This is a genomic window from Nostoc sp. CALU 546, assembly GCF_048836525.1.
In genome coordinates this window covers 1-12,335 of the sequence record NZ_JAWJTF010000165.1, presented here as the reverse complement: position 1 = coordinate 12,335, position 12,335 = coordinate 1, and the positions used below count along the sequence as shown (strand labels likewise).

At 41.5% G+C, this 12,335-nt stretch carries 8 protein-coding genes; 2 read left to right on the top strand and 6 right to left on the bottom strand.

What is annotated here, in order from left to right; all coding sequences use genetic code 11:
• Window positions 1–18: 18 nt before the first annotated feature.
• The 3 genes from RRG12_RS40325 to RRG12_RS40315 form a co-directional block, all read right to left on the bottom strand.
• Complete coding sequence (locus RRG12_RS40325) at window positions 19–2,490, bottom strand: filamentous hemagglutinin N-terminal domain-containing protein (protein WP_420763062.1); 2,472 nt, start codon at window positions 2,488–2,490, stop codon at window positions 19–21.
• A gap of 411 nt (window positions 2,491–2,901) precedes the next feature.
• Window positions 2,902–3,237, bottom strand: a complete 336-nt coding sequence (locus tag RRG12_RS40320; protein WP_420763061.1) for a hypothetical protein — start codon at window positions 3,235–3,237, stop codon at window positions 2,902–2,904.
• Window positions 3,238–3,743: 506 nt separating this feature from the next.
• The gene (locus tag RRG12_RS40315; RefSeq protein WP_420763060.1) at window positions 3,744–5,513 is read right to left on the bottom strand and encodes a hypothetical protein; all 1,770 of its coding nucleotides are present in this window, start codon (window positions 5,511–5,513) and stop codon (window positions 3,744–3,746) included.
• A 650-nt stretch (window positions 5,514–6,163) separates the two neighbouring features.
• On the opposite strand from RRG12_RS40315, the gene RRG12_RS40310 reads away from it, so the two are divergent.
• Window positions 6,164–7,390, top strand: a complete 1,227-nt coding sequence (locus tag RRG12_RS40310) for an ATP-grasp domain-containing protein (RefSeq protein ID WP_420763059.1) — start codon at window positions 6,164–6,166, stop codon at window positions 7,388–7,390.
• A 438-nt stretch (window positions 7,391–7,828) separates the two neighbouring features.
• Window positions 7,829–8,710: a succinate--CoA ligase subunit alpha gene (locus RRG12_RS40305; RefSeq protein ID WP_420763058.1), complete on the top strand. Its 882-nt coding sequence runs from the start codon at window positions 7,829–7,831 to the stop codon at window positions 8,708–8,710.
• 508 nt (window positions 8,711–9,218) lie between these two features.
• Here the strand turns inward: RRG12_RS40305 and RRG12_RS40300 are convergent.
• The 3 genes from RRG12_RS40300 to RRG12_RS40290 all read right to left on the bottom strand — a co-directional run bounded on the left by RRG12_RS40300 (window position 9,219) and on the right by RRG12_RS40290 (window position 11,814).
• Complete coding sequence (locus tag RRG12_RS40300) at window positions 9,219–10,307, bottom strand: sensor histidine kinase (protein WP_420763057.1); 1,089 nt, start codon at window positions 10,305–10,307, stop codon at window positions 9,219–9,221.
• Window positions 10,308–10,312: 5 nt separating this feature from the next.
• A complete protein-coding gene (locus RRG12_RS40295) occupies window positions 10,313–11,023 on the bottom strand; it encodes a response regulator (protein WP_420763056.1) in 711 nt (236 codons plus the stop codon).
• Between the two features lie 95 nt (window positions 11,024–11,118).
• Window positions 11,119–11,814 carry an NYN domain-containing protein gene (locus tag RRG12_RS40290; RefSeq protein WP_069071253.1) on the bottom strand — a complete coding sequence of 232 codons (696 nt, stop codon included), beginning with the start codon at window positions 11,812–11,814 and terminating at the stop codon, window positions 11,119–11,121.
• Window positions 11,815–12,335 lie beyond the last annotated feature (521 nt).

Genomic DNA, 12,335 nt, shown 5'->3' with positions numbered 1-12,335 from the left:
AAGTTGACTGCTCATTTTCTAATTAGCAGCGCAAGATGTAGCGGTGAGCGAGGAGTTATGGGGCGATGCAGTGGGTACTTGAGCAACCAGAACCACATTACCATTGGCATCTGTAACCCACCCTTGGGCTTCTACAATTTGAGTAGGTTCATTGACAGAATTAGCTTTCTGTGATTTTTCTTCTGTATTTCGCTGCGCCTGAACAACCGCTTTTTTCTGAATACCGCTAGCACGTTTCTGACTCTCTGGAGAGAGTGTAATCCAATCTGCCAGCACTGCATCCTCAGCTATCAATGGCTGCGTGGGATCTGCTACTAATCCTCCACGCCCAGTAGCAATAAATGAACTTCTGGCTATTCTTTCACCAGAATCACAACCAGCAGCAATTTGCTGCGAACCATCAACCAGATTTACGGGTAATTCCACTAATCCCTTACTGGGGTCAACATCTGGTGAGTTGATTTGTACAGTGCCATTTAATGAAGGGTTTTGCTGAGAAAATGCGGTGATGTCACTTGTTCGCAGGTTATTCGGGTTTATTTCCTTTGGATCAAGCCTTTCTACATTTGCACGAGTGCGGGGCACAAATCCAAAGATGTTCTTAGCGGTGATTGTGATTTTACCACCTGAGCCAGAGAATGCGTTGGCGGTGATATCGCTATTTCCAAAGGGAGCGGCGACGAGGAAGCCATTAGGTGCTTTGATGGTGATATTACCGCCATCTCCATCACCCCCGGCGTTAGTGGATATTTGGCTGTTACGGCGCATCAGTAATAAGTCGCGCACCTGTAGCTCTATGTCCCCGCCCCTACCTGACTCACTATTAGATGTGAGTTTTCCTTTATTGTCAAGCAGGATGGAGTGAGCGGTTATATTAAGTGCCCCTGCTTTCCCTAAATTTGGTACACCCCCTTGATAGTTGACACCCTTTCGAGCTTCACTACTTACATTTATTGCAGCCCCATTGCGGACAATTAATAGCCCCGTTGTGATATCTAAATTGCCAGCAGATCCAGTACCTGTAGTTGAAGCAGACAAGCTACTGGGTTTAGAACCATTTGGAGAGGTTCCGGTTAATTCTATATACTCGGAGGCGTTCACAGTCAAATTTCCTCCTTGTCCCGTAGCGGGTTTAAATTGGTTCTGAGGAAATAGAAATTGTCCGTCAGACTCTGTTGAAACCCTTGCTCCTTCCTGGATACTTAATTTTCGAGTGTTAATCGTGATGTTACCAGCATTTCCCACATCATAAGTTATACTCAACAACCCGCTAGGTATAAAATTGCCAATTGGTGAAGCAGAACTTGGAAAAGAGAAACCACCGATTAGTTCGACCGAATCTGAAGCGTTTACGGTCAATTGTGCCACTGAATCGGAGACAGAATTATCAAGAAACACTTGTGCTCCATTGCTGACAATCAACTTCCTAGTGTTGATCGTTAAGTTTCCAGCGCTTCCTCCGCTAAAAGTCCCAACGATCAAAGGTGTACCAGGGCCGATTAACTCTACAGTATCTGAGGCAGTAACTGTCAAGTTTGTTGCTAGTTGCCCGCTCAGGCTATTAGCTAAAATCTGTGAAGAACCAGTTAACAGGATACGTCTACCTTGCAACAGAATATTACCTCCACCCTCGCCACTGACATCTACATAAGAAGGAATTTCAGTTCGCGAAATTAGTTGGATGTCCTGAAAATTTTTTACACTTTCGTATCCCAAGTCCCAACCTTGATCTGTTTGCTTTATTTGAACCAGACTATTAAGAGCAACACTTCCTAGCTCTATTCGTCCTCCTTTTGCTGTTAAATTTCCTCCCTCCAGCACTAGATTACTGCCTATAAGTGCTAAGGTTTTACCTGGCTGCACCTGTAGACCAACAGGCGCTTCCAAGTAATTGATTGTCCCACCTGGACTTGCTTGGGATTGATTGCGAATGGTTCCTGATGTATCTCCAAATTGTAAGCCAACGGGAACACTGACTGTCAAAAGAGGTGTGGTTTGGGGATCTGTAGCGCTAAATTTAGTACCATCGGTAAAGTTCAGACTACTCGCCGTACTTGCCACGAATGAACCGCCGATGTTTAAAGAAGCATTGGGCCCAAAAATAATACCGTTGGGATTAATTAGAAAGAGGTTGGCTGTACCATTAGCTCGAAGTATGCCATCAATATTAGAAATAGACTTGCCCGTTACACGAGTAATGACGTTATCAATATTTGCCGCATTGTTAAAATAGGCTGTATTGCCAGTGAGAACAGAAAACTGTTCAAAACTGTGGAACAAGTTTGTACCAAGAGTTGCTCCACCATCAATCTGATCAGTCTGTTGACCATTAATCAGGATAGGTGTAACGATTGAATTGTTAGTTCCAAGAGTGCTATCCTCTTTAATCTGTGCCAAAGCACAGTACTCAGATAAAGCGAATGTTCCAGTAACAGCTAAAGAACTTATTAGACTTAACTGCCAGCACAAAAGGCTGCTGTTTTGAGTCATAAAAAAATTTGCACCTTCTAAATAATGGTTTATTAGTAAAGTATTGCCGATTACTTATTAAAACTAATAATCAGGCAAAATGAACTCTGTACTTAGCTAATAAGTCAATAAATCAGTAATTTCATATAACTGGATAAGCTCTTGCTAGCTGGATGAGTAATATTAGTAGTTAGTATTTAGCAGTAGAAATCTTTAAATAGCCAAGTATTAGGTAAGAGTTCCACTGTCACAATTAGATTAGTATTCTTTACTAAAGATGTTTCATTCTTCTTAACGCCTGACAGACTTAAAGAGAGTTAGGCTTTGAAAGAATGAAACACCCCTGCATTATTTACTGTTGCAAAACTGCTTGTGACAATTCTCTTATTTCCTTAGAATGACCAGTATGACTAGATGAAAGTTTACTTGTATCTAAGCTACCCAACAACCACTAGGATAGCCAGGTACTGGACAAGGTTTACAAAATCCGCCTATAGAAAGTGTTTGAACCGTTGGTTTTTGTTCTTTAATTGTTTGCAAAAAACTCTTGGCTTGCTGATTATCATCAGCATCACTAACCTCGATTTGAGTGAAATCGAGTAAGCACTGAACTTTTAAAATATTTTGTCCTGATATGCCGTATTTTTCGAGTAATTCGCCAAAATTAGAGTTCTTTAGAATATTACTCAATTCGTTTTTAATCTCGTCTTCTAATTGCTGTAATGTTTGAGCATTTATAACTATTGGCTGTACTGTTTGAGAATCCATAAATTTTGCTCTCCTTGCAGAGTGGTAAATGTGTAAACTTATTTTGTGATGTACTAAATTAACGTGACTTTGATTAGTACAGTTTGGCAACTAAGGAATTAAGGATACAGAGTCTAGAGTGGCACGAAAGCATTCGGTTTCTCAAGCTCTTGCGAACTCCCATAATTATCACTTCAGCTTGGCTAGTTATAATTACGCATTACGTAACAAAACTTCATATATTTCTGCCGGATTTCCTGAAAGCGTTGATGAATCTGGCTACTGACCGATGTTCACTCAAGAGGATTGAGTAGCCGAACACTACGCGAACGGTGGGCTACGTCAATGTACGGACATCTGAGTTGAGTACAAGAAGCGATCGCTGGTGTGAAATTCATAGCAAAAAAGCGATGTCTACGACGGGCTACGCCAACGCACTACACCTGATTTGAGCAGAAGGAGCGATCGCTTATATCGAGGTCATAATCTATTCCTAACTCCTCACTCCTAATTCCTAACTTTTTTACTTACCCGCCTAAAGTCCGTGTATAGATTACCTGACCTTGAGAATCATAGAGAAAAAGGGACACATTGGCATTGTCACTAATTACAGCTAAGGCTTCCCGTAAGATTTGCAAGTGATTGGTAACGTCAACAGCAGTATCCGAGTTCTCAGAATAAGGATTAGCCAAGTTATTTTGCCTGATTTGGTCATACTCAGCGGTTAACCGGACAATAATTCCTGCATTGTCCATGCTAAAAGTGCAAATCCGAATTCCATTAATACAGGTTTTATCTAAGTCAGTGCGGGTTTGTTGGAAACTACTAACAACTTGTACTTTTTCTTGTGCTTGTTTGAGGGCTGCTGAGTAGGGTTCGATGAGAGACTGAGCCTGAGTGTAGTACAAGCTATCTTCCGAAATCTGTTTAGCAGTTTGCAAAGCCTGATCCCAGTATGTCGCCGCAGCTTGCCATTGGTTTTGTTGCTGATATACTTTGGCTTGGTTGGCAATGCTAAGGGCTTGTTGGTAGCTTTTAACAGCTAATCGTTCTTTAGTAGCGCGATCGCGTGCTACTACTAACTTAGGTTTATAATCTACCATCAGCTTTTGGGCATCTTGGTATCCAGCACTAGTCCGGGGAATGGTATTCAAGGTATTAACTACCACCAGCCAAGTAGACTGCACCTTTTGCCAGTCATTCAAAGATTTAGCAGTAGCTTCCCGCCTTTCGGCTGCAACAGCAACAGCTTTTGCTGCTGTTATTTTTTTCAGCCATTTTTCCTCAGTAGCTATTTGCTGATTTACAGCGTGCAAACGGACACGATAATTAAGTAATTTACCCTGCACCAATCCATAGAGTTCACTACTGGAACTTATAGCTTCTAGTGGTGCTATAGCCTGTCGCCATAAGTGTTGTCTAGCCTGTAATTCCTCTAGACTAGATGCAGGAGTTTGAACTTTTTGTGTCGCTAAAGATGCTGTCTGCAAAGCCTTGACCACCTGGTTGATTTTTTCTGACCGCCCAGACAAACTTACTCTTAGTTCTTCTGACATCTGGTAACGAGGCGACCAACTAGGAATTACATTCAGGGCTGCACTGGCTGCTGCAAGTTGCTGTTGTACAGCTACTAATTCTTTTTCAGACTTGGCGCGGCGCATCAGTTGCGGAGATTTTGTTTTTAATTGTGCGGCATTTTGTATTTCTTTACACTCAGACATCACACAAGGGCGAGTCAACAAGTAAGTACCACTACCTAAAACGACAATTCCCACCAACACTGCACCCAGTAGTACAGGTTTGACTTGGAATCCTGGCTTTGAAGCCGACAAATTCGGCACATCTGCAAACGGATCAAACAGTTCTTCTTCATCAGTCTCATCAATTGATGGAAAATATGTCAGAGCCGATGAGGATGAATAAGATATTGCTTCCTCATCTTCTCCTGCTCCCCCATCTCCCCATCTCCCCATCTCCCTATCCCCCCATTCCTCCGTCTGCTTCAGAGCCACGAAACATTTGGCATAAGGGAGTTGTTCACCAAAAACTCTGAGGAAACATTGCACTCGCTGCTCTTTGCGGGGTGCTAAAGACTGAAGTACTTCTTCAATGACTGCAAAAATTAGTTGAGCATCAACTATTACATCTGATGCATGTTGCGTTAAAATCATTAACTCGTCTTTATTGACGGCACACTTAACCTCGAAGACTTCAGCCGTTGAGACTTCTACAAGTAATTGTTCCTGCAAAGTTTTGGCTAAAAGCTGTAAATCTTCCTGCTGGACTGCTACTTTCATAGAGCTTTCCCGCTGAATTTCTATATTGTTTTGATTATTTTTAAGAGGATGAAACGAACTTTCTCGGTTTGTTGAATGCAAATGCACAGTTTAACCAACCACAGCCTGAAAATCTGAACGACCAACTTTCTAACACAAATTCTGACTTTTCACCAAAAATAAAAAAAGCAGTTATTGTTTGCGTTGCTACATTTTCATAGCGCTAGATGCAAAATTAAATAATCTGTCTTCAGATATAAATTACAAATAAAAAATGGGAATAATAGAATTTTTGAGTATTCTCACTGCATTATTTCGCGATAATAAAATTCACAGAAGCTACTGCTTTGCAAAATTCTAGTTGCAGAGCAGTTGTGACCAAATTATCCAGAGGTTAAGGAAATGATGCTATGTCAGAGGGTTTTGACAGAAATGCTAGTTATCTTCTATGCTGGGAAACCTACTGAAGAGATTAATTAAGTGTTGTGGCTCTGGCACAAACAGGTTGGCTATCGAAATTAATGTACCTAATTTGCTGAATTCGATAAAGTTGAACCGTGAAAAATAAGTTTTTATAGCTGCCAAAAGCTTAATTATGTAATAAAGGTGCTGCAAAATATTAAGACAGCAATAACCAAAAGCTTGGAAAGTGTCAATACTAAGGTGTATCAATGGATTTATTAGAGTACCAAGTTAAAGAATGGTTTGGGAAAATAGGCATTCCGGTATTGCCTTCGCAACGAATTGATCATCCTACAGATTTGAAACGTTTAAAAATTCGCTTCCCAATTGTACTGAAATCTCAAGTACACGGCGCAGAACGGGCAAAAGCAGGTGGAGTCAGGTTTGCCCAAACGACTATCGATGCGATCGCAGCTGCTCAAAATATCTTTAGTTTACCAATATGGGGCGAATTGCCAGAAGTTGTACTGGCAGAATCTAAATACGACGCCAACCAAGAATTTTATCTCGCAGTAGTTTTAGATACCGCTGTCTGCCGACCGGTACTTTTAGGTTGCAAAGAAGCAGACATCGATTGGGAATCCGCTGGGGAAAGAATGCACCATGTTGTCGTAGAACAAGAATTCTCGCCATTTTATGCCCGACGATTGGCTTTAAAAATGGGTTTGCAAGGAACGCTAATGCAGTCGGTAAGCAGCGTTGTGGAGAAGATGTACCACTTATTTGTGCAAAAAGACCTGGATTTAGTCGAAATTAATCCCTTGGCAGTCAGTGCTACTAGTCAAGTTATGGCTCTTAATGGTAAAGTCAGGGTCAACGAACGGGCGATCAAGCGTCATCCCGATCTCGCCGAGATGGCAGCAAAAATTATCAGTCGTCATAGCAGTACTGAAATCAACAGTATTTTAGGCAGCTGGAATGGTGTAAAGATGCACGGAAAAATCGGTATTTTAGGTAATGGTACTGGTTCAGTGATGGCAACTTTAGATTTAGTGGCTAATGCTGGTGGCAATCCAGGCGTTTGTTTGAATCTACGTCATGCTTTCCTTACAGATACTACACCAACTACCTTCCGCGATCGCTTGGAGACAAGTCTAAAAATCCTGGAGGCTGACAAAAGTATTCCAGTAATACTAATTAACTTTCTAGGTAGCATTCCTCAAATTGAACAAGTGACTGAAGTTATAGGCAGATTTGTGCAGCAGGAAAATAGCGAACTTCAATCACAGGTTGTACATTCTAATGGCAGTAAAAATAGCCGAGAGCGAAATTTTACACCCTTGGTTGTCCGTCTTGCTGGTTCTGAATTTAAGGCTGCTAGAAAATATTTAGCAACACTAAAAACCCACACTGATGCGCTCCTCGTGGTAGAAAATTTAGATGAGGCAGTAGCGGCAGCGGTTCTTCTTGCTAAACCAACGGTTAATAAGAAGTAGTAACTGTCATTTTTTTCAATTCAAAAATCAAAAATTAATAATTTTTACCGCAGGGCATAAATTTTTGAATTTGATGCTGAAACCAAGTACAGCTTTGCTTCCTGGGACTAAATTATATAGTACATTGAAACTGAATATTCCTAAGACATCTTGCAAAAGTAACTTTTGCAAGATGTTGGGGAAAGGTTAAAGGGAAAGGGAAAATTCCATCCTTTCCCCTCTACCCCTTATCCCCAGAGGGGGCCCCACCTTCCCCTTTACCCACTTCTGCAAGAAGTCTCTAGTTAGAGGCGGAGTTTTGCCACTTTTGGAACACTCAACCTCAAGAATAGTTTTTGGAATTTCAGTAAAAATTGAATCAATACGACAATGTAAAAGTGTCGTTTCTATTCCCAGTGCTTTTAGGCACTGGGTTGCCAAAATCTAGGGTAATTTTTTATGAATCTAACGCCAGAAAGTAAAGTCTTAATTCAAGGCTTTTGTGAATTTATATCAAGCACTCATGTTGCTCAAATGAAAGCTTATGGCACAAATTTAGTAGCTGGTGTCAATCCTGGATGCGGTGGACAGGAATTGCATGGACTGCCAGTATTTGATTTAGTAGAGGAAGTAATAGGACAATTTGGGGCAATTGACACGACGATTATTTGTGTAGATCCTTACGATGTTTTAGATGCGGCATTAGAAGCGATCGCTTCTAATATTCGCCAGATCATTATTATCACCGCTGGCGTGCCACCTTTGGATATGGTGCAATTACTCCGCAAAGCCGAAGCCTGTGAAACTTTGGTAGTCGGGCCAAATAGTCCGGGGATCATTGTACCCGGAAAAATTCTCTTAGGGACTCAACCTAGTGAATTTTATACCCCTGGTTCTGTGGGGATCGTTAGTCGTAGCAGTACTCTTACTTATGAAATCGCCTACGAATTAACAAAAGCAGGTTTAGGACAATCGATTAGTGTCAGTATTGGTAGTGATGCGATCGTTGGTTCCTCATTTCTGCAATGGCTGCAAATTCTCGATGAGGATGAAACCACACAAGCGATCGTTTTAGTCGGTCAACCTGGTGGTGGTAGTGAAGAAGCAGCAGCCCGATACATTACTGAAGCAATTGATAAACCAGTAATTGCCTACATTGCCGGCCGACAAGCACCACCAGGAAAAACTTGGCGTCAAACCGGGACTTTAGCAACGGTTATCGGACGCGATTCTAACTTTGGCACAGCCCAAAGTAAATTAGCTGCTTTCAAAGAAGCGGAAGTTCCGGTAGCTGAACGCCCTTCTCAGATTCCAGAATTATTGAGAAAAGAGATTAACTAATTACTAATACTTCTCTACGAGAGGCTACGCTCAGTACAAGTTCGTAATTCATTCTTAACTACGAATTACGAATTACGTTAGCGAAGCGGTAGCGACTCAGGAGCGTCATTACGAATTATTTTAATGAGCGGTTTTGAGGGAACAAGTAGGCGATCGCAGCGTAACCCGAAACACTGAGTAAACTAACCAAAAAAGCAGCCAGAACAAAGGTAGACATAATTATTACACTCTATGCGCTTCCAAAATCTCGGCATTCATCAACAAATCAAGATTTTGGATAGTTTCAAATTAGCAATTGGGTATGACACAGCCATGACTACCTTATGTCAATCCCTTGTATCTCAAGGCTTTAAGTCAAGAGCAGCAAAATCTCTAATTTGGTGGCTTGGAATTAAATGGATTTGAGAGACAACAGATAAATTTCAACCCTTACCTCCTGCCTTCTGCCTCCTGCCTCCTGCCTCCTACCTCCTGCCTCCTGCCTCCTGCCTCCTGCCTCCTGCCTTCTTCAAGCCAAAGGTAGAAAAAACCGAAACGTACTACCAACTCCCAATTCGCTTTCAACCTGAATTTGACCGCCTTGTAGTTCAATCAAACGACGGGAAATAGTTAAACCAATACCAGTACCTCCCGAATGGCGATCGCGCGATTGGTCGGCTCGCCAGAAGCGTTCAAACACATGAGGCAAATTTTCTGGAGCAATACCAATGCCTGTATCCACAACCGCAATCCACAGTTGAGATGCTTCAGTCCCAACACTAATGGTAATTGAACCTTCGTTAGTGTAACGCACTGCATTACCTAGCAAATTAACCAACACCTGTTCTGTACGGTCAATATCTGCCAATACGAAAGGTAGGATAGATGGACATTTTAAGAGCAGAACTGGCCCATCTTCCAGCAGTTGGTCGGTAAATTTCTCCACTAATGACTCTAACAACGGACGCAGATTTACCCGTTGGATATTAATTGGCAAATAACCCGCTTCTGCCTTAGATAGTTCTTGTAAATCGTTCACCAACCGCTCTAAGCGCCTAGTCTCTTTAGCTAAACGCCGATAGATTTCAGGAGACGCTTCAATTTCCCCATCAGCCAGTTCTTCCAAGTAACCGCGCACCACGGTTAACGGTGTTCGTAATTCATGGGTCATATCTCCAATCACTTCTCGCCGCCGCGCTTCAACCCCTTCTAAACTGGCTGCCATCCGATTGAAACTAGCACTCAGTCCACTGAGTTCGGGAATGTCAGACACAGGTAGCCGTGCATCCATCTGACCAGCAGCAAATTTTTGGGTAATTTGTTCCATCTCGGTCAACCGCTGCATAATCCGTTTGGATACCCAGTAACTCAATCCTCCAGCGGCGGTGGTTCCCACTAAGACTGACCAAATAGTGCTTCGTCGCCAAGCAAATTCAAATCCTGTAACTAATTCAGTGCGGATATTGATTAAGTCGAACCCCCGGTTTTCTAATCGTTCCAAATGCAAGACAAACAAGTGGGGGGAAGAGATTTTGCTGATGCTCACCAGACTCGCTACTCCCACGATCATTACTACTAAGTGGGAGAAAAATAGGCGTCCTCTCAGCCCCATCTTCATAAGATTTACGCCACCAGAGGATCTTCAAATTTATAGCCCACCCCAACAACAGTTTTAATAAAAGTGGGATTTGCCGGATCAGCCTCAATCTTTTTTCGCAACCGAGCTACATGAGTATCCACCACTCGTTCATCGCCAAAAAAGTTATCTCCCCAAAGTTTATCAATTAGTTGGGTGCGATTCCAAACTCTACCAGGATTGCTGACAAAGGTAGTTAGCAAATTAAATTCTAGGGTAGTTAAGTCCAAAATTTCAACGTCCTGAGAATTCATCTGGCGACTGGCAGTGCGCTGGTCTACATCGACAATAAAATGTTGGGTACGATTGATTTGATGTTGTCCCCCTTGGCGGAGGCTACGCCGTAATAGTGCCCGCACCCTAGCTACCAATTCTCTGGGGCTAAAGGGTTTTACCATGTAATCATCAGCACCAGTAGATAGTCCAATGACGCGATCAATTTCTTCACCCTTAGCCGTGAGCATCAAAATGTAAGGATCTTTTGTGCCTGGTTTCTGGCGAATTCTGGCGCAAACTTCCAACCCATCCAAACCAGGAATCATTAAATCTAGAATGATTAAATCCGGTGGTTGCTCCTGAAACATCCGCAAAGCATTCAGACCATCGCGGCTAATGCGACAAAAAAATCCTTCCTTTTGTAAAGAGAGTTCGATTAAATGAGCAATTTCTGGTTCATCTTCAACTATTAAAATATCCATTTAAATTAAGGTCGAGCAAAATGCAAAGATTAAAGAAGACACAAAGACGCATCTTCTTTGTCTGCATCTTTGTATCACTACATCTTCTTTATTAATTAAAGGTTTGAATTTGACGCTGTTCGATAACTATAGCCAAGATTAGAATCTTTTTGAATGTGTGTTTTAATACTATCGAGGTCAATAAAGCAGTCGGCAACATCAATCAAACTTTCACTCGTCGTTGTTTGCAGACTCACCACTTCCACTCGAACACCCATTCTGCTGACAGCATTTACAGCATAAGCTAAATCTCCATCCCCACTCACCAAAACCGCAGTATCATAATAAGGAGCTAAAGTTATCATATCTACAGCAATTTCTACGTTCAGATTTGATTTTTTGAAATTTTCTGCTGCCAAAACAAGCTCTTTTGCTACTACACGATAGCCATTACGACGCATCCACAACAAAAAACCCTGTTGCTTTTCATTGCTGAGATCAACCCCAGTATAGAAGAAAGCACGCAACAGTCTTGAACCGTTAGTTAAATGACAAAGCAATTTAACATAGTCAATTTCTATGCCCAGTTGCAAAGCTGTATGAAACAGACTTAAGCCATCAATAAAAATAGCAACTCGACCACGATTTAAGCTATTAAAAATCGAACTATCAGGTGCAGAATCTCGCATCTTAGTATCTTTAGCTTTGATAGGAGTATCGCTCAAATTCTGCCCTTGCCAATGGGGTTTAGCTTTGAGTACTTTAGATTCCTTAAATTCATTTCTTTGTTTGCTAAAATTAGTTATAATCATTGATACCTCTGATTTTAAAGTTAGAAAAATTTTTCGGTAAATTCTCTATAGTATAGTCTGTGCTGATTTACAAACCCAGCAGGTAATGGTCTTAAGTCACTACATGCAGATAAACTTAACTGGCGCTCAATAAAATTCAAAGTAGACAGCCCAAGAGTTTGTAAATTTTCCCAGGAACGGTTTAACGATATGTTGCCTCTGTCCACAAATATGTTAATCTTTACCCACCAAGACAGCAAGAGTCTGGAAAAAATAAATCTTTTTGTCAGGATAGGGGAAAGCTTCGCGAACGTCATCTATCTATATTTTATTTTACCTCTGCATTTTAATAACCTTGCAGTCAGTAAGTTGAGATTTAAGACAGGCTAAAGACGCTCAAATACTGGCAAAGAATGTAATATGCGATGCTTGCGGCGGGCTACGCCAACGCACTTTCAAAAGTTAGGTTGTACTCAGGTATTTAAGTAATCTTTAATGTGATCAGCACTGACGACAATACCAGAATCCCGACTTCTTTAAAG

Bases quoted from the DNA above. Each gene is read 5' to 3' on its own strand.
- RRG12_RS40325 (WP_420763062.1), bottom strand. From the start codon at position 2,490: ATGACTCAAAACAGCAGCCTTTTGTGCTGGCAGTTAAGTCTAATAAGT.
- RRG12_RS40320 (WP_420763061.1), bottom strand. From the start codon at position 3,237: ATGGATTCTCAAACAGTACAGCCAATAGTTATAAATGCTCAAACATTA.
- RRG12_RS40315 (WP_420763060.1), bottom strand. From the start codon at position 5,513: ATGAAAGTAGCAGTCCAGCAGGAAGATTTACAGCTTTTAGCCAAAACT.
- RRG12_RS40310 (WP_420763059.1), top strand. From the start codon at position 6,164: ATGGATTTATTAGAGTACCAAGTTAAAGAATGGTTTGGGAAAATAGGC.
- RRG12_RS40305 (WP_420763058.1), top strand. From the start codon at position 7,829: ATGAATCTAACGCCAGAAAGTAAAGTCTTAATTCAAGGCTTTTGTGAA.
- RRG12_RS40300 (WP_420763057.1), bottom strand. From the start codon at position 10,307: ATGAAGATGGGGCTGAGAGGACGCCTATTTTTCTCCCACTTAGTAGTA.
- RRG12_RS40295 (WP_420763056.1), bottom strand. From the start codon at position 11,023: ATGGATATTTTAATAGTTGAAGATGAACCAGAAATTGCTCATTTAATC.
- RRG12_RS40290 (WP_069071253.1), bottom strand. From the start codon at position 11,814: ATGATTATAACTAATTTTAGCAAACAAAGAAATGAATTTAAGGAATCT.